Raw genomic sequence first — 21280 nt, forward strand, 5'->3', positions numbered from 1 at the left:
ATTCGCTCAATTCTCGGGGATTTACGTAACCCGCGTCACGTTGCCCAGGTCACAAAGAAAGCCGTGGATCTTATTCGCCGGTGACATGGCGCACACGGTATTTGCTGCCTACTAGAGGAATTAGGGGTGCCGTTCGGCCGGGGGGCGGGGTTTTCGCCGGAGCGGGCGGTGATCGGCGGGCGCAGGTTGGGGTGTCGATGAACGGGCAGGTCATAGGGCATGCGGTGCAGGCTGGAGTGCCGTCATCGGGTGGGTCCGCCTGCCTCGCAATGGTCTGAATTACACCGGGCCGGATACGGCGCCGGGTAGTAGCAGGGGGCGCTTGGCGGGTCGCCGAATGCGGGTTACCAAGGAATGGCCAACCCGGTCCGCAGCCGGGAGAAGCAAATCAATTCCTGATTCCAGATCACTGGAGGACAAACCCGCATGTCTAAGTTCACCGCTATTCGTCATTCCAAGAACTCCGCGAAGAAGTCCGTGCTGCGCAATCGCGTCGCCGTTGTGGCCGGTGGTCTCGGCATAGCCGCCGCGCTGGGCGCCGGTGCCGCCAACGCCGCCGACTCGGGTCTGATGAGCCTCTCCGCGAATGTCGGCTCCACGGTTGCCAAGCAGGCCGAGTCGCAGGCCAAGGCGGTCAAGGACGCGAAGGTGGCCGCGGCGAAGGCCAAGGCGGCCGCCGTGAAGGCCAAGGAGGACGCGGCCAAGCGGGCCGAGGCCTGGGTCAAGCCGGTCGAGAAGTACACCCTGGGCTCGACCTTCGGTCTCGCCGGTTCCCACTGGTCGCACAACCACAGTGGCCAGGACTTCGTCGTGCCGACCGGTACCCAGGTCCACGCCGTCCATCACGGCACCGTGGTCAAGGCCGGCCCCTGGGGTGGCGGCGACGGCCCGGCGTACGGCAACGCCATCGTGATCAAGCACGACAACGGTACGTACACCCAGTACGCGCACCTCTCACAGATCCAGGTCCAGGTCGGCCAGCAGGTCGCCACGGGCCAGCAGATCGGCCTCTCCGGCAGCACCGGTAACTCCACCGGCCCGCACCTGCACTTCGAGGTCCGCACCGGTCCTGACTACGGGACGGGCATCGAGCCGACCGGATTCCTGCGGGCTCACGGCGACACCGTCTGAGCTGAATCCGGCCGGGCTGGCCGGCGGTTCGGCGGGTTTGCCGCCGTGACCAGTTCTGTGGCGACCTCGAGGATGGCCTTGCGCTTCTCCTCGGGGTCGCCTTCGAGGTTCTGCATCGCGAACATGCCCGCGTGGATGGAGAACAGCGCCGTCAGGCAGCGCACCTGATCCGTCAGCTCCGCATCGGGCTCCCGGAGGAGGCCGAAGAGGGTGTGCATGCGCTCCTTGAAGGTGTTGCCGATGGCGAGGTCGCGCACGGTCGCCTGGTTCTCCTGCATGAAGCGGAAGAGGGGCTCGGCGTCGCGGAGCGATGCGCCGTAGCGGCGGATCACTTCCTGCTTGGTGGCGAGGGTGCGGGGCTGCGCCTCGGCCCAGGTGATCAGCTCGTCGATGGGACCGCGCAGGTCCTCGAACAGGCTGATCACGATGTCTTCCTTGGTCTTGAAGTGGTAGTACAGCGCCGCCTTGGTGACCTCGAGTTCCTCGGCGATCTCGCGCAGGGAGGTCTTCTCGTAGCCCTGCTCGGAGAACAGCCCCAGAGCGACGTCCTGAATGCGCTGGCGGGTGTTCCCCCGGCGCGAGTGCGGTGTGCTCATGGCCTTCTCCTGCGTGGTCGCTGCGTCGTTGCCGCGTCATTGCCGCGTGGTCTGTACATGATTCGCATGTGGTTCTTGCGTCGTGCTTGCGTCGTTCTTGCGTGGTGCTTGCGTAGTCGCGGTGCTGGTCAGAGGGCTGCCCCGGCGAGCGCCCCAGAAACTTACTTGACGCCCGGCTAGTTAGCCGCCTACCTTCCTCACTGTACTGAACTAGCCGGGCGGCAAGTAAGTGGGAGTGGGAGAAGTGAGGACGGGGATGTCGCAGAAAGCGGCCTCAGCGGGGGACGGACAGATATCGGCAGCGGACGGGGGGAAGCAGCCCGCCAGCGTGCGGGTGGTGCTCTTCGCGCTGATGATCGCGATGCTTCTCGCGATGCTGGACAACATGATCGTGGGTACGGCGATGCCCACCATCGTCGGTGAACTGGGCGGGATGGAGCACCTGTCCTGGGTGGTCACCGCGTACACGCTCGCCACCGCCGCATCGACCCCGATCTGGGGCAAGCTCGGCGACATGTTCGGGCGCAAGGGCGTCTTCCTGACGTCCATCGTGATCTTCCTGATCGGCTCCGCGCTGTCCGGCATGGCCCAGGACATGGGGCAGCTGATCGGCTTCCGCGCGGTGCAGGGCCTGGGCGCGGGTGGCCTGATGGTCGGCGTCATGGCCATCATCGGCGATCTGATTCCGCCGCGGGAGCGCGGCAAGTACCAGGGCATGATGGCCGGCGTCATGGCCGTCGCGATGATCGGCGGACCGCTGGTCGGCGGCAGCATCACCGACCACCTCGGCTGGCGCTGGAGCTTCTACATCAACCTGCCGCTCGGCGCGGTCGCACTGATCATGGTCACCGCGGTGCTGCACCTGCCGAAGAAGCGGTCGAAGGCCCGGATCGACTACGTCGGATCCGTGCTGCTCACCGTCGGCATCACCGCGCTGGTGCTGCTCACCACCTGGGGCGGCACCGAGTACGCCTGGACCTCGCCGCAGATCCTGGGGCTGGGCGCCGGTGGCGTCGTCGCCCTCGCGCTCTTCGTCCTGGTGGAGCGCAAGGTCGCCGAGCCGGTGGTGCCGCTGCACATCTTCCGTAACGGCAACTTCTCGCTCGTCACGGTCATCGGCTTCCTCGTCGGCTTCGTGATGTTCGGGTCGATGACCTTCCTGCCGCTGTTCCAGCAGACCGTGCAGGGCGCCTCGGCCACCAACTCGGGCCTGCTGCTGCTCCCGATGCTGCTGGCGATGATGGCCGTCTCGCTGTTCGCCGGCCGGATCACCACCACGACCGGCAAGTACAAGATCTTCGTGGTCGTGGGCGGCGGGCTGATCACCGCGGGACTGGCCCTGCTGGCCCTGATGGACACCGAGACCACCCGCTTCACCTCGGGTGTCTACATGGCGGTGCTCGGCGCCGGTATGGGCTTCCTGATGCAGACCACGATGCTGATCGCGCAGAACAGCGTCGAGATGAAGGACATGGGCGTCGGCTCCTCCTCGGCCACCCTCTTCCGTACGATCGGCGGCTCGTTCGGCGTCGCCATCCTCGGCGCGATCTTCACCAGCCAGGTGAAGACGACGATGGTCGACCGGCTCGGTGCCGCGGCCGGCGCCAAGGTCACCGGCGGCGGCGCCCAGATGGACCCCAAGACCCTGCCGAAGCTGCCGCCGGTGGTCCAGGACGCGTACGCGCACGCCGTGGCCAACGGCAGCCACCAGGTCTTCCTGTGGGGCGCGGTCGTCAGCATCATCGGTTTCGCCGCGGCCTGGTTCCTGAAGGAGGTCCCGCTGCGGGGCGGCCCGGCGGCGCCCAAGCCGGACGCGGACGCGGCGGCGGACGAGGCGCCGATGGCAGAGCCGGTCGGCGTCTGACGGACGGCGACTGACGGAAGGTATCCGACGGACGGTATCTGACGGACGGTGGCGGTCCGGCCCGACCGGAGCGACCGTCTTGAACGGAGCGGCCCTCGCGTACGCGGGGGCCGCTCGTCATTCCGTCCCGAAGGGGAACGTGAACCCCAGGCGCTCGCCCAGCGCCTTCCGCTGCTCGGGCGTCGCGAACACCATCACGGTGTCGTAGACGCGGCCCTCCTCGCGCGTGAAGTCGAGGAAGCACCATTCACCGGGGTCGTCCTCGTGAGCGGTCGCCTCGATGGCGTCGCAGGCCGCCAGGTGGTCGTAGTAGTCGATCGCGGTGTGCTCGGCGTTGATGGACACGGTCGTGCCGTCGCGCTCGAACTCCAGGATGTCGTCCCGGCCGCCCTCGAACTCGCCCTCGCCCTCGACGAGCCGGACATCGGTGATGGCGACCCTGTTGCCCGCGACCTCGGCGGCGGTCTCCAGGAGGTAGGCGTAGCCCTCGTGGATCGAGTCGATGTCGTCGGCGTGCACCGAGACCGCCACACCGAAGTGTTCGAGCGCGCAGGCCGCCTCGTAGTGGTCCCCCGCCTCGTGCGCGTAGGCGGCGAACTCTTCGATGCCGCGCCGCAGCCGCTCCTCGGAGATCATGCCGATCTCGTGCAGGACGGTGCCGACCTGGGCGTACGTGAAGGTTGTCGGGTCCTCGACCTCGTCCTCGCCCTCGTCCTCTTCCGTGACGAAGGCGAAACCCAGCCGGTCGTGGAGGGCCGCCGCCTGCCCGGGGGTGGCGAGGACCAGGACGATGTCGTCCCCGCTGCGCTGCGTGCCCTCGAAGTCGATCTCGTGCCAGGAGCGGGGGTCGTCGTCGGCGACGGTCATCATGACGGCATCGACGCCCGCCCCCGGGTTGAGGTGGCGATCCGAAAAGTGCTCGGCGCCGATGGTGACGGGCTCGCCGTTCCGCTCGAATTCCACAAGGTCGAAACGGTCGTTGAGGGGACTGTCGCCCGCGAAATCGCCTTCGCCCTCGACGAGCCGGAAGTTGGTGAGGGTGACGTTGTCGCCGGCGATCGCGGCGGCGTCCGTCATCAGGGCCTCGTAGTCGTGGTGGATGTCGCCGCTGGTGGAACTGACCGAGATCGCCACGCCGAACTCTTCGAGGGCGTCGGCTGCGTTGCCGTAGTCCAGTTCGTCGTCGGCGTCATCGGCCCATTCTTCGAGGACGCCGTCCCTCGTCTCCTCGGACAGCATGCCGAGGTCGTGCAGGACCGCGCCTATACGGGTGTAGGTGAGCGAGGGCGGCCGGGTGGCGTTGTCGGGCGGGCGCTCGGCTCCCTGGGCCCCGGATTGATCCGGCGTGATGCCGAGGTCGCGGAGGATGTCGCCTATGCGCCTGTAGGTATGCGCCGATTCGTTCGACATGCAGGCGATCTTGCCAGGCGGCCGTCGCCGGTGTGGCCCGTTCCGAGCGCCTTGCCCCGCCGAACGTGTCGACGGGGCAAGTCGGGTCAGGCGCCGGGCAGTTGACCGTCCTTGACGGCGACGACGAACGCCGACCAGCCGTCGGCCGGGAAGACGAGCGCCGGGCCGTGCGGGTCCTTGCTGTCGCGGACGGGGACGAGGCCGGGGAGGTCGCCCCTGACTTCGATGCAGTTGCCGCCGGTGCCGTTGCTGTAGCTGCTCTTGCGCCAGGTGGCGGCCCCGAGGAAGCCTTCGGCGACCTCGATGCATTCGCCGCCGGTGCCGCTGCTGTAGCTGCTCTTGCGCCAGGTGGCTGCACTCAGGTCAATCCCGCTGCTGCGCTTCATGTCTGTAGCCCCTTGCCGCTTCCTCGACCATGGCCAGGGACGCCTCAGGCGGCAATGCGGCGGCCCTGAGCAGATCGTACGACTCCCGATACCGCGTCACATGTGGCGGGTAGTCGATGAGTTGGCCGCTGTGCAAGCCCTCCGTGTAGACCAGGGGAGGCGCGTCGCTGAAGGTCATGATCCTGGTCAGCCCCATCATGAAGGGGTGGACACCTGCGGTTCCCGGAACGATCTGCAGAATGGACGGCGTTGCCTTGACCACGTCCGCAATGTGCTCCATCAACTCCGCCATCTCCCCCGGCGGAAGGGCCCGGCGGCGAATCACGTTCTCGTCCAAGATCGCCCAGAGCTTGGGTGGCTTCTCCTGCTCGAACAGCTCCGCCCGCTTCAGCCGCGCCCTCACCATCTGCTCTATCTCGTCGCCGGAGGTCCAAGGCATTGCTGAACGCATGATCGCCCGCGAGTACGGTGCGGTCTGTAACAGGCCTGGGACGAGCATTGGCGCCCAGTCCTCGATCGTCGCTGCACGCGGCTCCAGCTCCGCGACATCGGCAAAATGCTCCGCGTACCCGGCCTTGCGGGCCTTCTGAGTTGCTTCGCAACGGCGCTCAAAAAAGCCGTTCGTAGCAAGCTTTTTGTCGACGTGTCGGGCCAGATCCATCGGCATCGCCCGCTCGCCCCGTTCGATCTGGCTGAGGAACGAGAGGCCGCGAAAGCTGCCCTCCACCAACTGTTCCAGCGTGAAGCCCGCTTCTTCTCTCTGGTACCGCAACTCCGCACCGTAGAAGCACGGGACGCTCGCCGAAGCGTCAGGATCCTTCCGAGGGGGCATAACTCACCGCCGCTGCTTGCGGGTTGCCCGCTGCAACCCAATAACGGCCACGCTACGCCGGGTGAATCCATAAAGTGACGGGACGGTCACAATCCGCACAAGCGGGTGAGGTCACCGGTCCGGCAGGTGGATGACCGGAAAGCTTCCCGTACTCGTCGGGGCGTTCTCCGGCAGCCACAGCACGGACACCGCGCCCGTCGAGCCGTCCGTCAGCTCGTCGGCGTTGCGGAAGGTGAGGCGGGCGCCGAGGACGCGGGCCTGGCCGGCGGCGATGGTCAGGCCGAGGCCGTGGCCGCGGCCGGCGCGGTCGGTGCTGCCGGTGCGGAAGCGGCTGGGGCCCTCGCGCAGGAGGTGCTCGGGGAAGCCGGGGCCGTGGTCGCGGACGCGCAGGACCCGGCCCTCGACCGTGACCTCGATGGGCGGCTTGCCGTGCCGGGCCGCGTTGGCGATCAGGTTGCCGAGGATGCGTTCCAGGCGGCGCGGGTCGGTGGTGACGTCGGCGTCCCGTACGACGTCGACGGTGACGTCCTGGTTGAGGGAGCGCACGCGGCGGGTGACGAATTCGCCGAAGGCGACGTCCTGGAGCTCGGCGCGTTCGGCGTAGCCGTCGAGGCGGGCGACCTCCAGGACGTCCTCGACGAGGGTGCGCAGCGCCTGGGCCCGGTCCCGTACGAGTTCCGAGGGGCGGCCGGGGGGCAGCAGCTCGGCGGCGGTGAGGAGGCCGGTGACGGGGGTACGCAGTTCGTGGGCGATGTCGGCGGTGACGCGGCGCTCGGCCTCGATGCGCTGCTGGAGGGCGTCGGACATGGCGTCCACGGCCCAGGCCAGATCGTCGGTCTCGTCGCGGACCCGGCCGCCGACCTCGTCGCGGATGCGGACGGACGTGTCGCCGTCGGCGAGCTTGCCCGCGGCGGCGGCCGCCTTGCGCAGCCGCTGGGAGAGCCGTCCGCCGATCAGCACGCCCAGCGCGCAGCCGCCGAGCACGACCGCGGACGAGCCGATCAGCAGCGCCCGGTCCAGGTCGTCCAGGACGGTGAAGCGATCGAAGAAGGGGTCGTGCAGGGACAGCACCTGGCCGTTGCCGAGCGGGGTGGCCGCCCACACCTCGGGCGCGGTCTCCCCGTTGTCCTCGACGTAGGTGGCCCGCTCGCCCTCGGCGATCTCGTCCTTGAGGGGCTGCGGCAGCGTCGGGTCGTTGACCTTCGCGCCGAACTGGAGCCGGTGGGTCGATTCGTAGATCTGCTGGGTGATGTTGAGCCGCTCGACCTGCACATCGCGGCTGCTGTCGAGCATGGAATGGCGGGCCGCGTTGTGCACGACAAGGCTCAGCGCGATCGCGACCAGCGCTCCCACGAGCGCGATCGCCGCGCTGAGCTTCCATCTCAGACCCGTGCGCACGGCCAGCCTGACCACCGGTGGCGTCAGCCTCTCAGCTTGTAACCGAAGCCGCGGACCGTCTCGATCCGGTCCTGGCCGATCTTCCCGCGCAGCCGCTGGACATGGACGTCCACGACGCGGGTGTCGCCGCCCCAGCCGTAGTCCCAGACCCGCTCCAGGAGGCGGTCGCGAGAGAGGACCGTACCAGGGGCGTCGGAGAATTCGAGGAGCAGCCGCATCTCGGTCGGGGTGAGGGCGACAGGCTCGCCGGCCTTGCGGACCTCCATGCCCTCGGTGTCCACCTCGAGGTCGCCGAAGCGCAGGACGGCCTCGGCGGGGCCGTCCGCGTCGGCCGCGCGGCTGCCGTTGCCGTCCGGGCCGCTGGCGTGGCCGAAGCGGCGCAGTACGGCGCGGATCCGGGCGACCAGTACGGCGCCGTCGAACGGCTTGGTGACGTAGTCGTCGGCGCCGGCCTCCAGCCCGAGCACCACGTCGATGGAGTCGGCGCGCGCGGAGAGCATGATGACCGGGACGGTGGATTCGTCGCGGATGCGGCGGCAGAGGCTGACGCCGTCGAGGCCCGGCACCATCACATCGAGCAGGGCGATATCGGGGCGGTCGGCGCGGAACGCCTCCAGCCCGGCGAGCCCGTCGGGCATGGCGGTGACCATGAAGCCGTCCCGCTCCAGGGCAAGCTGGGTGGCCTCGCGGATCACGTCGTCGTCCTCGACAAAGAGCACATGCGTATCGGCCATGCGGTTGTGTTACCCCTCCGGTCCCGTGCCGTCGGCCGCCCCGGGGGCTTCCTTGACGGTGGTCTTGCTGTAGTCGGTGTGAGACGGCCGGCCCTGCTGGGTGAAGCGGTCGTCCGACCAGCGGTAGGTCAGGACGTCCTCGCCCGAGGGGCAGCACACCTTGTCGTCGGAATCGTAGGTCTGCTGGGAGACCTCCAGCTTGCTCCCGTTGACCCCGGCCGAGACCGACGGCTGCTCATTGCCGTACACGTTTTCATAGCCGCTGCCCTGCCTGCGGAACACATAAGCGCCGATGCCGACGGAATCCGCGCAGGTCATGACGTTGACGATGACGTCGGGGGACTTGCCGCCGGTCAGTGAGGCGTACGTCACCTCGACCGGGTACTCCTCGGCCACGCACGGCTGGGCCAGGGACTTCTTCACATACGGGCCGACCTTGGGGTCGTTCTTCAGCAGCTTGACCGCGTCGACCTTCTCGTAGGGAGTGGTCGGCGAGGGGGAGGCGCTCATCGCGCCCCTGGGCGCGGGCGTGCCGGAGGCCGAACCCTCGGTCCGTACGCCGTCGCCACCGGGATTGCATCCGGCCAGCAAAAGGCCGACGGCGGCCACCCCCGCCGTGGCCGCACCGCCTTTGGTCAACCCGCCGGTCAACCTGTTCCTGGACAATCCGCTCCTGCCCACCGTGCCGCTCGCACAGCCGCTGGTCCCGCCGCTGCTCGTGTGGTGCTCTGTCGTGCTCGTGTGGCGATTGTCGCGCGACATGCTGTGAAGCGTGCCGCGACGTTCGTCACGATCAGGCCGCGCACCGCTCCCGGTCCCGGTCGCCGCGCTCCAGCATCCGCGCGTCGATGTCGCGATTCTCCAGCTCCTGGCGGAGCCGGGCGAGGGCCCGGTGCAGCGTGCTCTTGACCGTCCCGGTGGACATGCCCAGGGCCGCCGCGGTCTCCTCCGTGCTCATCTGCTCCCAGTGTCGCAGCACGACCACGCTGCGCTGCTTGGGCGCCAGCACGCCGAGGATGTCCATCAGCAGGGCGCGGTCGGCGCGCTGCTCGGTGCCGTCGTCGACGCTCGCGTCGGGGAGCTGCTCGGTGGGGACCTCCTCCAGCTTGCGGGCGCGCCACCACTCCGTACGGGTGTTGATCATGACGCGGCGGAGGTAGGCGTCGGCCAGCGACTTGTCCGCGATGCCGTCCCAGCGGCCGTAGGTGCGGACCAGAGCCGTCTGGAGCAGGTCCTGGGCGTCGACCGGATCCGGCACCAGCCGCCGGGCGCTCCGCAGCAGGGCCTCCTGCCGCGTACGCACATACTCTTCGAAGTCCAGTACCTTGCCGCCGCTGGTCGCCATTCCGACGCCTCCGTTCCGCTTGCGTTCCCCACGTTGAATGCGCTGGCGGTCATCTCCAGCACGAGGAAGACGCTACGGAGGGGGTGTTGCGACGTAATGTGCGTCGGCCCCACAGCGAATGCACGGAAAACCTGCGGTTGTGTAACAGCCCGCCGGGGGTCATACCTTGGGCGGACGGCGGGGCGGCGCGGGTCATCCTCCCGGGGGACAAGAGGGCCCGCCGAAAGGCCTACGGCCCCAATCAAGCCAGATTGGGGCCGCTTTCGGTCACGCCGGTTTCGGTCACCTTGCGGTGACGCCGGCTTCGTTCGCTACGCGTGCGGCAGCCGGTACCGGCCCCCGCCCAGCGGCTCCACCAGGCCGTCCGAGACCAGCCCGTCCAGCGCGCGGGCCCGCTGCACCGGCTCGTCCCACACCGCGTCCAGCACCTGCTGCGGCACCGGCGCGACCGCCTCCCGCAGCACGGCCAGCAGCTTGCCGCGCACCTGGCGGTCGGTGCCGGCGTAGGCCTGGGTGCGCCGCGGCGGACCCTCGTGCGCCGGGGACCCGGCCAGCCGCCAGGCGCACTGCGCCGCGATCGGGCAGCGGTGGCACTCCGGGCTGCGCGCCGTGCACACCAGGGCGCCCAGCTCCATCGTGGCCGCCGCCCAGCGCGCCGCCAGCTGCTCGTCCTGCGGCAGCAGGGCTCGGGCCAGCTTGCGTTCGGCGGCCGTGGTGGCGTTCGGCGGGTACTGGCGGCCGGTGACGGCGCGCGCGAAGACCCGGCGCACATTGGTGTCCAGCACCGCGTGCCGCTGCCGGTACGCGAAGGACGCCACGGCGGCGGCGGTGTACTCGCCGACGCCGGGCAGCGCCAGCAGCTGGCCGTGCTCGCGCGGTACGTCACCGCCGTGGCGCTCCTGTATGGCGGACGCGGCGGCGTGCAGCCGCAGCGCGCGCCGTGGATAGCCGAGCCGGCCCCAGGCGCGCACCGCCTCGCCCGGCGCCTCGGCGGCCAGGTTGGCGGGGCGCGGCCAGCGGGCCAGCCACTGCTCGTACACCGGCAGCACTCGGCTGACCGGCGTCTGCTGCAGCATGAACTCGCTGACCATCACGCCCCAGGCACCCGCCTCGGGGCGGCGCCAGGGCAGATCGCGGGCGTGCTCGTCGAACCAGTCGGTGACCGGGCCGTGCAGCCCGGTCCCGTCGGCGGCCTCCGCGGCCGAAGCGGCGGAAGCGGTATCGGCGGCGGCGGTCATGGCAGTGGATGTGGCAGGCGTCGAAGTCATGGCACCACCGATCCTGGCACGCCCACGCCCGCCCGAGAAACGTCCCGGCCCCGCGCCGCCCGCGCCCACTCGCACGCGGGACGGCCCGGTACGTACGGGTGGCCGCTACCGCCGGTACGCGAGGAAGCGGTCAGGAGGGAAGAGGATGTGGTCATGAGCGAAGAAAATGCGGTCACAAAGGACAGTGCATGCCCGGCGGAGATCCGGCGGGCGCTGGCCGCACATACGACGATGACCTTGGCGTATGTCGACGAGGACGGGCCGCAGGCGGCCGCCGTGCTGTACGCGCCGGCCCAGGGGCCGGTCCTCTACTTCGTCACGTCGACCGGTACGCGGCACGGCCGGGCCCTCGCCGCGCCCGGGACCGCGCCGGAAAACGCGTCCGGGGCCGCACCCGGGTCCGCGTCGGGGACCGCGTCCGCGACCGGCGGCGCGCGGGTCGCGTTCACCGCGCAGCGCGACGGCCAGGAGTGGCGCGGGCTGACGGGCCTTCAGGGGCGGGGGCGCTGCCGACCACTGGGGGACGACGAGCGGGCGGCCGGCTGGCGGGCCTACACCGAACGCTTCCCCTTCGTCGCCGAGAGCGAGTCGCTGCGCGCGGCCCTGGAGCGGACCACGCTGTGGGAGCTGCGCCCCGACTGGCTGCGGCTGATCGACAACGGCCGGGGATTCGGCCACAAGGAGGAGTGGCACCGGGCCGGGGCCGCGTAGGGGGCGTCGTCGAAGTCCCCGGCCGTCCTTGGTCGTTTTCGGTGCGCAAACGACCGCAACGCGCGGGGCGCGGCACATCGGGCGCGATCCGGCCGGATCGGGCGGCAATGGCCCACACCGGCTCCCCGACGGGCCGTATCCGGGCCGATGATGGGAAAAGTTGCAGCGTCGTGCGGCGGGTACTGGCCGGTCTGCGCGCCGATCTCTCGTAGAGTTTCCACGTGGGATCACTGCGCAATCCGATCGGGCCGCTTCCCTCCTCCATCTACTGGCGGCGGAGGGCCGTTACGCTGGCCATCGTCGCACTGCTCGCCCTCCTGGTGGTGTGGGTTTTCAGCATGGGCGGGGACACCGAGCAGGCCGGCGGCAAGGGCGACAAGGGCAAGGCGCACGGGTCGGGGCCCGCGACCTCCATCACGCCGGGGCCCTCCGGCAGCGGGCCGGTGATCAGTCAAAAGCCGGGCGGGCGCGGCGGATCGGGCGGCGGCGGCGAGTCGGGCTCGGACGGCTCGGGCGGCGCGTCCGGATCGGACGACGGCGACAAGGGCTCCGGTGGCGGTTCGGGTGCCGGCGGCTCCGCCGGCGGGCCCATCGGCCAGGGCGCGGGCGGCAAGCTCGTACCGGCCGACTCCCCGCTCCTCAACTGCACCACCGACGGCGCCGAGTTGGTGCTCCGCAGCGTCAAGTCCACCTACAAGCAGGGTGAGAAGCCGCGGTTCGAGCTGACGGTGAAGAATTCCGCGGGCTCGGCCTGCAAGGTCGACCTGGGCCGCAAGGCCGCGGTGCTGACGATCAAGGACTCCGCGGGCGACGACCGGGTGTGGGCCTCCAACGACTGCCCCGCGGGCACCAGCCCGGCCCTTCTGAAGGTCCCGGCGAAGGGCTCCGTGGAGCGCACCGTCGAGTGGGACCGCCGGGCCAGCGCCCCGCAGTGCGCCACTCCGAGCGCGGCGGCGGTGCCGGCCGGGAAGTACGTCGTCGAGGCGAAGGTGCCGGGGCTGGACCCGGTGGAGGCGAAGTTCACCCTCGCCAAGGGCTGAGCCGCTCGCCGAGGGCCCAGCCGCTCGCCAGGGGCTGAGCCGAGGGCCGGTCCGGGGGCGAAGCGGGCCGGTCCGGGCCGTACGGTGCGGCCGCCGCGACGGCGGCCGTCACCCGCTACGGCGCTGCGGCGTCAGACGTACCGCTCCAGGATCGACGACTCCGCCAGGCGCGACAGGCCCTCGCGGACCGAACGGGCGCGGGCCTCGCCGACGCCGTCGACGGCCTGGAGGTCGTCCACGCTGGCCGCGAGCAGCTTCTGGAGGCCGCCGAAGTGGTCGACGAGGCGGTCGATGACCGTGCCGGGCAGGCGGGGGACCTTGGCCAGGAGGCGGAAGCCGCGCGGGGAGACCGCGGAGTCCAGCGTCTCGGGGGCGCCGCTGTAGCCCAACGCGCGGGCCACCACGGGGAGTTCGAGGAGTTCGGTGTGGCTGAGCGCGTCCAGCTCGGCGAGCGCCTCGACGACCGTGCGGGAGCGCTTGGCGGTCGGCTCGGGGACGTAGTCGCGCACGACCAGCTCGCGTTCGGGCTCCACGCCGGCGATCAGCTCGTCCAGCTGGAGGGAGAGGAGGCGGCCGTCCGTGCCCAGCTCGACGACGTACTCGGCGATCTCCGTGGCGATCCGGCGGACCATCTCCAGGCGCTGGGCGACGGCGGTGACGTCGCGGACCGTGACGAGGTCCTCGATCTCCAGGGCGGAGAGGGTGCCGGCGACCTCGTCCAGGCGGAGCTTGTAGCGCTCCAGGGTCGCCAGGGCCTGGTTGGCGCGGGAGAGGATCGCCGCGGACTCCTCCAGGACGCGGCGCTCGCCGTCCACGTAGAGGGCGATCAGGCGCATCGACTGGCTGACCGAGACGACCGGGAAGCCCGCCTGGATGGAGACGCGCTGGGCCGTGCGGTGCCGGGTGCCGGTCTCCTCGGTGGGGATGGAGGCGTCGGGGACGAGCTGGACGCCGGCCCGGAGGATCTTGGTGATGTCCTTGTCGAGGACCAGCGCGCCGTCGAGCTTGCACAGCTCGCGCAGGCGGGTGGCGGTGAATTCGACGTCCAGGACGAAGCCGCCGGTACACATCGACTCGACGGTCTTGTCCCAGCCGAGGACGATCAGGCCGCCCGTATTGCCGCGCAGGACCCGCTCCAGGCCGTCGCGCAGGGCCGTACCGGGCGCGACGGCGCTCAGCGTGGCGCGCATCAGGCGGTCGGTGCCGGAGCTTCCGGACCTGCCGGGAGCCGATGCCCGGTCGTTGGCTGCCACTGCACTCCTCCGTCGCAAGGTCAATCGGTCCGCAGGCCGCCCGGCCCATGCCGCGGTGACGTACTCAGCGAGAGTACGCGGGGATCCCGGCCGGCAACACGACTGCGGTGACGGGCGAGACCAGGGCAAAGTCTACCGGCGCTCCTCCTGATCCTGTGGTGCCTCCCGTCGCACCCGCTTGGGCAGCACGCTCAGCGCCTGCCCGACATCGGCGACCTCAAGGACCCGCATTCCGTCGGGGATCTTGCCGGGGTCGGACGGAACCAGGGCATGGGTGAAGCCGAGCCTGGCCGCCTCCGACAGGCGGCGCTGGACGCCCGTGACGCGTCTGACCTCGCCCGCGAGGCCCACTTCCCCGATGGCGACCAGGTTCTTCGGCAGCGGGGTGTCGCTGGCGGCGCTGGCCAGCGCGAGGGCGACGGCGAGGTCGGCGGCGGGCTCGGTCAGCTTCACGCCGCCGACCGTCGCGCTGTAGATGTCGCGTTTGCCCAGGGCGCTGATGCGGCCGCGCTGCTCCAGGACGGCCAGCATCATCGACACCCGGGACGTCTCCAGACCGGAGGTCGTACGCCGGGGAGAGGGGATCTGGGAGTCGACGGTCAGCGCCTGGACCTCGGCGACCAGAGGGCGGCGGCCCTCCAGGGTGACCGTCAGGCACGTCCCGGGCACCGGCTCGGCGCGGCGGGTCAGGAACAGGCCGGAGGGGTCGGCGAGGCCGATGATCCCCTCGTCGTGCAGTTCGAAGCAGCCGACCTCGTCGGTCGTGCCGTAGCGGTTCTTGACGCCCCGGACCAGACGGAGCCGGGCGTGGCGGTCGCCCTCGAAGTGGAGGACGACGTCGACCAGGTGCTCCAGGAGGCGGGGGCCCGCGATGGCGCCGTCCTTGGTGACATGGCCCACCAGGAGGGTGGCCATGCCGCGCTCCTTGGACGCCCGGATCAGCGCGCCGGCCACCTCGCGGACCTGGGCCATACCGCCCGGCGCCCCGTCGATCTCGGGCGAGGCGACGGTCTGGACGGAGTCGAGGACGAGCAGGGACGGCTTGACGGTGTCCAGATGGCCGAGGACGGCGGAGAGGTCGGTCTCGGCGGCGAGGTAGAGGTCGTCGTCGAGGGCGCCGATCCGGTCGGCGCGCAGCCGTACCTGGCTCGCGGACTCCTCGCCCGTCACGTAGAGCGTGCGGTGGTCGCCGCTGGCGGCCTTGGCGGCGACGTCCAGGAGGAGCGTGGACTTGCCGACGCCCGGCTCGCCCGCCAGGAGGACGACCGCGCCGGGGACCAGCCCGCCGCCCAGTACGCGGTCCAGCTCGGACACGCCCGTGGAGCGGGCGGTGGCCTGTGTGCCGTCGACCTGGGCGATGGGCACCGCGGCGGTGGTGACCCGGCCGGGCGCGGTGGTGCGCACCGCGGGGGCGCCGCCGAACTCCTCGACCGTCCCCCACGCCTGGCACTCGGGGCAGCGGCCGAGCCACTTCGCGGTGGTCCAGCCGCACTCGGTGCAACGGTAGGAGGGGCGCTCCTTGGCCGACGTTTTACGGGTTGCCATGGGGTCACCGTATCGGCGGGCACCGACAGTGCCGGTCCGTGCCGCGGGTTGGGCCGACCGAGTGGTCTGCCGAGAACGGGCTGGAGGACGGGTTAGGGGACCGCTGTCCCCTTTTGAGGGAGATGGTCACCCGTAAGGGTTAAAAGTGTCCAAGGGGAGCGAGAGCGGCTGCATCATCCGCCTACCGTCGCCGGGTGATGAGCAGCAGGCTTGAGCACCCCACGCACACCACCGGCGCACACCGGTCGCGCAGCCCGCAGCCCCAGGAACGCGCCGAGCGCAAGGAGCGCTACGACGCCTATCTGGACGGGCTGTTCACGTACTGCCTGTCCGTGCTGTGCGAGCACGACGCGGCGACCGCGGTGCTCGGCGAGACGCTGGCGCTCGCCGAGCGGCACCACGGCCGCCGCCCGTCCGACCCGGACCTCTACCGCCCCTGGCTCTACGCCCTGGCCCGCTGGGCCTGCCTGCGCCGCCTCGCCGAGCTCCCCCTCGCATCCGACGCCGAGGCGCCCGCCGACGCCGAGGCGCGGCAGCGTGAACTCGCCGCGCTGGCCTGGCCGGAGGCCGCCGGCACCACCCCCGAGCAGCGCGAGGCGCTGGAGCTGTCGGTACGCCATCACCTCCCGGCGGGCGAGGTCGCCGCGGTGCTCGGCACGGAACCGGCCGACACCCGCGTGCTGCTGGCCGCCGCCAGCTGCGAGGTCGAGCGGACCCGGGCCGCGCTGGCCGTCGTCGAACGCGGCCGCTGCCGGGAGGTCGCGCAGCTGGCGGCCGATACGCAGATGCTGCTGGGCGCGGCGCTCCGCCGGGAACTGGTGCGGCATGTGGACGACTGCCTCGAGTGCCGTCGGACGGCGGAGCGAGCCACCGCCGCCGGGCCCTGGCCCGGCACCGATCCCGCCGCCCCCGGGTCGCTGCCCCTGGTCGCCGCGCCGCGGGCGGCGGTGGCCGTCGCGACGGCGGCGGCCCGGCGGTCGCGGTCGGGGCGTGCGGAGGGGGTGGCCGGCGCGGGTGTGCCGACGGGTGCCGGGCGCGCGGGCAGAGCCAATGGGGCAAACGGTTCTCCTCGCTACGACCGCAGCGGATTCCCCGCCGCCCCCACCGACCGGGCCGCCCGCCGCCGCCGACTGCGCAACCGGGCGCTGACCAGCGCCGTCGTCGCCACCGTGCTGGCCGCGCCGATGCTGGCCGTATGGGCCGCCTACCGCCAGGCCCCGTCGACCGCGGAGACGGCGGCGGACGACAGCCCCGCGGTGACGGCCAATGAATCCGGCGGCAAGGACAGCCGGGTCGGCGGCCCCCGCTACGAGAACGCCGGCAACGCCCGGACGACCCCCGCTCCGGGCTTCCCGCCGGGCGACGCGGCGTCCGATGTGACGGCCCAGGTGATCGGCGCGGACGGCACTCCGCTGCCGCCGACCGCTCCCGCCCGGGGCCGGTCCGGGCCCGGACGGCTGACCGTCACGGCGCAGCCGAGCGGCGGGACGACGGTCATCACGCTCTACGCCTCCGGTGGGACCCCGGTGCGCTGGACGGCGTCGGCCGGTGCGCCCTGGCTCCAGATGAGCCATACGGCCGGGGTGCTGCGGCCGGGGGAGAACACGACGATCACGGTCTATGTCGATCACGACCAGGAGCCCGAGGGGTACTGGAAGACCCGGATCGCGATCGAGCCCGGCGGCACGGCCGTCGCGATGGAGGGCCGCGGCGCGACCGATCCCGACCCGGGCCCGACCTCCCCCTCGCCCACGGACCCGCCCACCACTCCACACCCGCCGACGCCCACCCCGGCCCCCACGCACCCGACGCCGACACCGAGCCCTACGAACCCGACGCCGACCCCGACCCCGACGGCGCAGCCGTCCACTACGACCAACCCGGCGCGCTGATCCGGGTCCCTGGACCCGGGTCCCGGGTCCCAGGTCCCAGGTCCCGGAATTCGGGAGCTCGGGGGCTCGGGGACTCGGGAGTTCGGGGGCTCGGGGACTCGGGAATACCGCCCCGGCCCGGTCGCGTTGTGGCCCCGCAGGGGGCGCTCGCACCCCCTAGGTGATCTGTTCCCCCGCCCCCTACGGGCCCCGCCCCAGGGCGCGCACCACGAAGCCCCCAGGCCGCGGCGGCGACGGCGGTCGTCACGGCCGGGCGGGCAGTACCCCCCGGGCGGGGACGCCCGGGCCACCGCCCAGAGGCCCGCTCGGGCCCCCGGCCGCCCGCCCCGACCTACTTCTCCGACCTACTTCTCCGAGCTACTTCTTCGGGCTCGCCGGCTTCGGATCCGCCGGATGCGGTGCCATCGGCAACGTCGCCGACAGCCGCTCCTCGCACAGTTCGGCGAGCTTGGCGTAGCCCTTCTTGCCCATCAGCTCGGTCAGCTCCGGCTTGTACGTGACGTAGACGGGGTCGCCCGCGCCGTGCGCCGAGGTCGCCGAGGTGCACCACCAGTGCAGGTCGTGGCCGCCCGGACCCCAGCCGCGCCGGTCGTACTCGCCGATCGTCACCTGCAGGATCTGGGTGTCGTCGGGCCGGTCGATCCAGTCGTAGGTGCGCCGGATGGGCAGCTGCCAGCACACGTCCGGCTTGGTCTCCAGCGGCTCGCGGCCCTCGCGCAGCGCGAGGATGTGCAGCGAGCAGCCCGCGCCGGCCGCGAAGCCGGGGCGGTTCTGGAAGATGCAGGAGCCCTGCCAACGGCGGGTCTGCCGCTCGCCGTCCTCGTCCTCCTCGGTCCAGCCGGTCGTCGTGCCGACGTCGTGGAACTGCCACAGGTCGGGCGTGAGACGCGCCACATGCGTCGCCACCCGCGCCTCGTCCTCCTCGTCCGAGAAGTGCGCGCCGAGCGTGCAGCAGCCGTCGTCCGCCCGGCCGGCCTGGATGCCCTGGCAGCCGCTGCCGAAGATGCAGGTCCAGCGCGAGGTCAGCCAGGTCAGGTCGCAGCGGAAGAGCTGCTCGTCGTCGGCCGGGTCGGGGAAGGTGACCCAGGCCCGGGCGAAGTCGAGGCCCACCTCGTCGGGCGACGCCCCGGCCGCCACGGCCTTTTCCTGCTTGGTGTGCTTTGTCTTCTTCGCCTTTTTCGTCTTTGCCACGACTCCAGCCTAAGGCGGCTGACAAGAGTTACCGGTCGCGGCAGTAGGTTTCCCCGTATGAGACTCGGTGTCCTCGATGTGGGTTCGAATACGGTCCATCTCCTGGTGGTGGACGCACACCCCGGCGCACGCCCGCTGCCCGCCTACTCGCACAAGGCGGAGCTGCGCCTTGCCGAACTCCTCGACGAGTCCGGCGCCATAAGTGACGACGGGGTGGAACGGCTGGTGGCCACCGCCCGGGAGGCGCTCCAGGTGGCCGAGGACAAGGGCGTCGAGGAAGTGCTGCCGTTCGCCACGTCCGCGATCCGCGAGGCGACCAACGGCGAGGGGGTGCTGCGCCGGCTGGCCGTGGAGACCGGCGTCGAACTGCGGGTGCTGTCCGGCCAGGATGAGGCGCGGCTCACATTTCTCGCCGCCCGCCGGTGGCTGGGCTGGTCCTCGGGGCGGCTGCTCGTACTGGACATCGGCGGCGGCTCGCTGGAGATCGCCTACGGGCTGGACGAGGAGCCGGACGCGGCCGCTTCCCTGCCGCTCGGCGCGGGCCGGCTGACCGCCCGCAATCTGCCCGGCGATCCGCCGGACCCGGAGGCCGTACGGGCGCTGCGCCGCCGCGTACGGGCCGAGATCGCCCGCGTGGTGAGCGATTTCACCCGCTACGGAACGCCCGACCACATCGTCGGCACCTCCAAGACCTTCCGGCAGCTGGCCCGGATCGCGGGCGCGGCGCGCTCGGCGGAGGGTCTGTACGTCCAGCGGGAACTGACCCGCAAGAGGCTGGAGGAGTGGGTGCCCCGGCTGGCCGGGATGTCGGCGCGCGAGCGGGCCGAGCTGCCCGGCGTGTCCGAGGGCCGCTCCCGGCAGCTGCTGGCCGGGGCGCTGGTCGCGGAGGCGGCGATGGATCTGTTCGGGGTCGAGACGCTGGACATCTGCCCGTGGGCGCTGCGCGAGGGCGTGATCCTGCGGCGGCTGGACCATCTGCCGCCCCCGGCGACGGAGTGAACGCGGCGGCCCGGACCTCCTGCCCGGTGCCCAGCCGCGGCCCGTACGCTGTCCTTCGTGACAGAGCCAGTGGTGCGCATTCCCGATGCGAAGGTCGCCCTGTCCACGGCCTCGGTGTATCCGGAGTCGACGGCGACGGCCTTCGAGATCGCCGCGCGCCTGGGCTACGACGGTGTCGAGGTCATGGTGTGGACCGACCCGGTCAGCCAGGACATCGAGGCGTTGCGCCGGCTGTCGGACTACCACGGGGTGCCGGTGCTGGCCGTGCACGCACCGTGTCTGCTGATCACCCAGCGGGTGTGGTCCACCGACCCCTGGGTCAAGCTCCAGCGGGCGCGGAACGCCGCGGAGAAGCTGGGCGCCTCGACGGTGGTCGTGCACCCGCCGTTCCGGTGGCAGCGGAGCTACGCCCGGGAGTTCGTGCGCGGCGTGTGGCGGATGGAGCACGAGACGGACGTGAAGTTCGCCGTCGAGAACATGTACCCCTGGCGCTACCGGGACCGCGAGATGCTGGCGTACGCCCCGGACTGGGACCCCACCAGCGACGACTACCGGCACTTCACCGTCGATCTCTCGCACACCGCCACCGCCCGCAATGACGCGCTGGAGATGGTGGAGCGGATGGGCGACCGGCTGGCGCACGTCCACCTCGCCGACGGCAACGGCTCCGCCAAGGACGAGCATCTGGTGCCGGGCCGCGGCACCCAGCCGTGCGCCGATCTGCTGGAGCGGCTGGCCGCCACCGGTTTCGACGGGCATGTGGTCGTCGAGGTCAACACCCGCCGGGCGATGTCCGCCGCGGAACGCGAGGCCGACCTCGCCGAGGCGCTGGCCTTCACCCGGCTGCATCTCGCGTCGCCCACCTGGGTGCCGGGGTCGTGAGCGACCCGCAGCCGGACGGGGAACCCGAGGGGGAGCCGGCGGGGGAGCCCGGGAAGCCGGTGAAGCCCGCCCGTCGTCGTGGCCGCCCCGCCCGCGCCGAGGCCGCCGAGGGGCCCGGCGCCCGCGAGCGGATCCTGGCCGCGGCCCGTACGGAATTCGCCGAGCGCGGCTACGACAAGACCTCGGTACGGGCCATCGGCAAGGCGGCCGGGGTGGACGCCGCCCTGGTGCACCACTACTTCGGTACCAAGGAGCAGGTCTTCGCGGCGGCCATCGAGCTGTCCTTCGCACCCGCGCTGACCATGCCGGATGCGATCGCGGGCGGGGGCGAGGCCGGTGCGGGGGAGCGGATGGCCCGCTTCATGTTCGGCATCTGGGAGAACCCGGTCAGCCGCCCGCCGCTGCTGGCGATCATGCGCTCCGCGCTGACCAATGACACCGCGGCGGCGGTGCTGCGCGGGCTGGTCGAGCGCCGTCTGCTCCAGCGGGTGGCGGGCGAACTGCACGTCCCCGACCCGGAGTTCCGGGCGCAGATGGCCGCGAGCCATCTGATCGGGATCGCCATGCTCCGTTACGTCGTCAGGATGGAGCCGATGGCGTCCGCGGACGTGGAGGAGATCGTTGCGATGGTGGCGCCGACGCTCCAGCGGTATCTGACCCAGCCGTAGCCGTAGCCGTAGCCGTAGCCGTAGCCGTCAGCCGCACTCGCAAAGCGGCATCTCGCACTCCGGTCAGGCATCTCACATACCGGAGTCGGTGTCCGGATCTTGGATCAAGAGCGTAACCTCGGGATCAGCTGCTGT

The 21280-nt window shown here is 71.4% G+C and carries 21 protein-coding genes; 9 read left to right on the forward strand and 12 right to left on the reverse strand.

Going from position 1 to position 21280, the window contains the following annotated elements:
- The first annotated feature begins 426 nt into the window (after nucleotides 1-426).
- On the forward strand, nucleotides 427-1131 hold the full coding sequence (locus ACIGWZ_RS33860; RefSeq protein ID WP_400070825.1) for a M23 family metallopeptidase: 705 nt from the start codon (nucleotides 427-429) through the stop codon (nucleotides 1129-1131).
- Here the strand turns inward: ACIGWZ_RS33860 and ACIGWZ_RS33865 are convergent.
- Complete coding sequence (locus ACIGWZ_RS33865) at nucleotides 1113-1727, reverse strand: TetR/AcrR family transcriptional regulator (protein WP_400070827.1); 615 nt, start codon at nucleotides 1725-1727, stop codon at nucleotides 1113-1115. The two genes, ACIGWZ_RS33860 and ACIGWZ_RS33865, sit on opposite strands and share 19 nt — an antisense overlap.
- A 256-nt stretch (nucleotides 1728-1983) precedes the next feature.
- On the opposite strand from ACIGWZ_RS33865, the gene ACIGWZ_RS33870 reads away from it, so the two are divergent.
- On the forward strand, nucleotides 1984-3591 hold the full coding sequence (locus ACIGWZ_RS33870) for an MDR family MFS transporter (protein WP_400070829.1): 1608 nt from the start codon (nucleotides 1984-1986) through the stop codon (nucleotides 3589-3591).
- A 117-nt stretch (nucleotides 3592-3708) separates the two neighbouring features.
- On the opposite strand, the gene ACIGWZ_RS33875 is transcribed toward ACIGWZ_RS33870, so the two are convergent.
- From ACIGWZ_RS33875 to ACIGWZ_RS33900, 6 genes are all read right to left on the reverse strand, one after another.
- Nucleotides 3709-5001, reverse strand: a complete 1293-nt coding sequence (locus tag ACIGWZ_RS33875; RefSeq protein ID WP_400070831.1) for a hypothetical protein — start codon at nucleotides 4999-5001, stop codon at nucleotides 3709-3711.
- An 86-nt stretch (nucleotides 5002-5087) separates the two neighbouring features.
- Nucleotides 5088-5387 carry a DUF397 domain-containing protein gene (locus tag ACIGWZ_RS33880; RefSeq protein WP_400070833.1) on the reverse strand — a complete coding sequence of 100 codons (300 nt, stop codon included), beginning with the start codon at nucleotides 5385-5387 and terminating at the stop codon, nucleotides 5088-5090.
- Nucleotides 5365-6219 carry a helix-turn-helix domain-containing protein gene (locus ACIGWZ_RS33885; RefSeq protein WP_400070835.1) on the reverse strand — a complete coding sequence of 285 codons (855 nt, stop codon included), beginning with the start codon at nucleotides 6217-6219 and terminating at the stop codon, nucleotides 5365-5367. Before ACIGWZ_RS33885 ends, ACIGWZ_RS33880 begins: the two co-directional genes overlap by 23 nt.
- Before the next feature lie 111 nt (nucleotides 6220-6330).
- The gene (gene cseC / locus ACIGWZ_RS33890; RefSeq protein ID WP_400070837.1) at nucleotides 6331-7632 is read right to left on the reverse strand and encodes a two-component system sensor histidine kinase CseC; all 1302 of its coding nucleotides are present in this window, start codon (nucleotides 7630-7632) and stop codon (nucleotides 6331-6333) included.
- Nucleotides 7633-7640: 8 nt separating this feature from the next.
- Nucleotides 7641-8351: a two-component system response regulator CseB gene (cseB, locus tag ACIGWZ_RS33895; protein WP_400070839.1), complete on the reverse strand. Its 711-nt coding sequence runs from the start codon at nucleotides 8349-8351 to the stop codon at nucleotides 7641-7643.
- A 9-nt stretch (nucleotides 8352-8360) separates the two neighbouring features.
- A complete protein-coding gene (locus tag ACIGWZ_RS33900) occupies nucleotides 8361-8861 on the reverse strand; it encodes a hypothetical protein (RefSeq protein WP_400070840.1) in 501 nt (166 codons plus the stop codon).
- A 19-nt stretch (nucleotides 8862-8880) separates the two neighbouring features.
- On the opposite strand from ACIGWZ_RS33900, the gene ACIGWZ_RS33905 reads away from it, so the two are divergent.
- Complete coding sequence (locus tag ACIGWZ_RS33905) at nucleotides 8881-9120, forward strand: hypothetical protein (protein WP_400070842.1); 240 nt, start codon at nucleotides 8881-8883, stop codon at nucleotides 9118-9120.
- A gap of 24 nt (nucleotides 9121-9144) precedes the next feature.
- Here ACIGWZ_RS33905 and ACIGWZ_RS33910 read toward each other — a convergent pair whose 3' ends face one another.
- Together ACIGWZ_RS33910 and ACIGWZ_RS33915 are read right to left on the reverse strand one after the other, a co-directional pair.
- Nucleotides 9145-9696 (reverse strand): SigE family RNA polymerase sigma factor, encoded by a 552-nt coding sequence (locus tag ACIGWZ_RS33910; RefSeq protein ID WP_400070844.1) that lies wholly within the window; start codon nucleotides 9694-9696, stop codon nucleotides 9145-9147.
- A 311-nt stretch (nucleotides 9697-10007) separates the two neighbouring features.
- Entirely contained in the window at nucleotides 10008-10934 is a 927-nt protein-coding gene (locus tag ACIGWZ_RS33915) for an A/G-specific adenine glycosylase (RefSeq protein WP_400070923.1), read from the reverse strand.
- Between the two features lie 183 nt (nucleotides 10935-11117).
- Here ACIGWZ_RS33915 and ACIGWZ_RS33920 point away from each other — a divergent pair, with 183 nt between their 5' ends.
- Both ACIGWZ_RS33920 and ACIGWZ_RS33925 read left to right on the forward strand, forming a co-directional pair.
- Entirely contained in the window at nucleotides 11118-11675 is a 558-nt protein-coding gene (locus tag ACIGWZ_RS33920) for a pyridoxamine 5'-phosphate oxidase family protein (protein ID WP_400070846.1), read from the forward strand.
- Nucleotides 11676-11896: 221 nt separating this feature from the next.
- Nucleotides 11897-12715: a hypothetical protein gene (locus tag ACIGWZ_RS33925; protein WP_400070848.1), complete on the forward strand. Its 819-nt coding sequence runs from the start codon at nucleotides 11897-11899 to the stop codon at nucleotides 12713-12715.
- Between the two features lie 131 nt (nucleotides 12716-12846).
- On the opposite strand, the gene disA is transcribed toward ACIGWZ_RS33925, so the two are convergent.
- Nucleotides 12847-13968 (reverse strand): DNA integrity scanning diadenylate cyclase DisA, encoded by a 1122-nt coding sequence (disA, locus tag ACIGWZ_RS33930; RefSeq protein WP_400070850.1) that lies wholly within the window; start codon nucleotides 13966-13968, stop codon nucleotides 12847-12849.
- Nucleotides 13969-14100: 132 nt separating this feature from the next.
- Entirely contained in the window at nucleotides 14101-15513 is a 1413-nt protein-coding gene (gene radA / locus ACIGWZ_RS33935; RefSeq protein ID WP_400070852.1) for a DNA repair protein RadA, read from the reverse strand.
- A 197-nt stretch (nucleotides 15514-15710) separates the two neighbouring features.
- On the opposite strand from radA, the gene ACIGWZ_RS33940 reads away from it, so the two are divergent.
- Nucleotides 15711-17405 carry a sigma-70 family RNA polymerase sigma factor gene (locus ACIGWZ_RS33940; RefSeq protein WP_400070854.1) on the forward strand — a complete coding sequence of 565 codons (1695 nt, stop codon included), beginning with the start codon at nucleotides 15711-15713 and terminating at the stop codon, nucleotides 17403-17405.
- A gap of 357 nt (nucleotides 17406-17762) precedes the next feature.
- On the opposite strand, the gene ACIGWZ_RS33945 is transcribed toward ACIGWZ_RS33940, so the two are convergent.
- Complete coding sequence (locus tag ACIGWZ_RS33945; protein ID WP_400070856.1) at nucleotides 17763-18596, reverse strand: hypothetical protein; 834 nt, start codon at nucleotides 18594-18596, stop codon at nucleotides 17763-17765.
- Nucleotides 18597-18653: 57 nt separating this feature from the next.
- On the opposite strand from ACIGWZ_RS33945, the gene ACIGWZ_RS33950 reads away from it, so the two are divergent.
- From ACIGWZ_RS33950 to ACIGWZ_RS33960, 3 genes are read left to right on the forward strand one after another with little or no spacing between them, the layout of a single operon-like run.
- Nucleotides 18654-19595 (forward strand): Ppx/GppA family phosphatase, encoded by a 942-nt coding sequence (locus tag ACIGWZ_RS33950; RefSeq protein WP_400070858.1) that lies wholly within the window; start codon nucleotides 18654-18656, stop codon nucleotides 19593-19595.
- Nucleotides 19596-19652: 57 nt separating this feature from the next.
- On the forward strand, nucleotides 19653-20477 hold the full coding sequence (locus ACIGWZ_RS33955; RefSeq protein ID WP_400070860.1) for a sugar phosphate isomerase/epimerase family protein: 825 nt from the start codon (nucleotides 19653-19655) through the stop codon (nucleotides 20475-20477).
- Between the two features lie 59 nt (nucleotides 20478-20536).
- Nucleotides 20537-21145 carry a TetR family transcriptional regulator gene (locus ACIGWZ_RS33960; protein WP_400070925.1) on the forward strand — a complete coding sequence of 203 codons (609 nt, stop codon included), beginning with the start codon at nucleotides 20537-20539 and terminating at the stop codon, nucleotides 21143-21145.
- Nucleotides 21146-21280: the final 135 nt, after the last annotated feature.

The sequence above is a fragment of the Streptomyces sp. NPDC053427 genome (assembly GCF_044544985.1).
Taxonomy (GTDB): Bacteria; Actinomycetota; Actinomycetes; order Streptomycetales; family Streptomycetaceae; genus Streptomyces.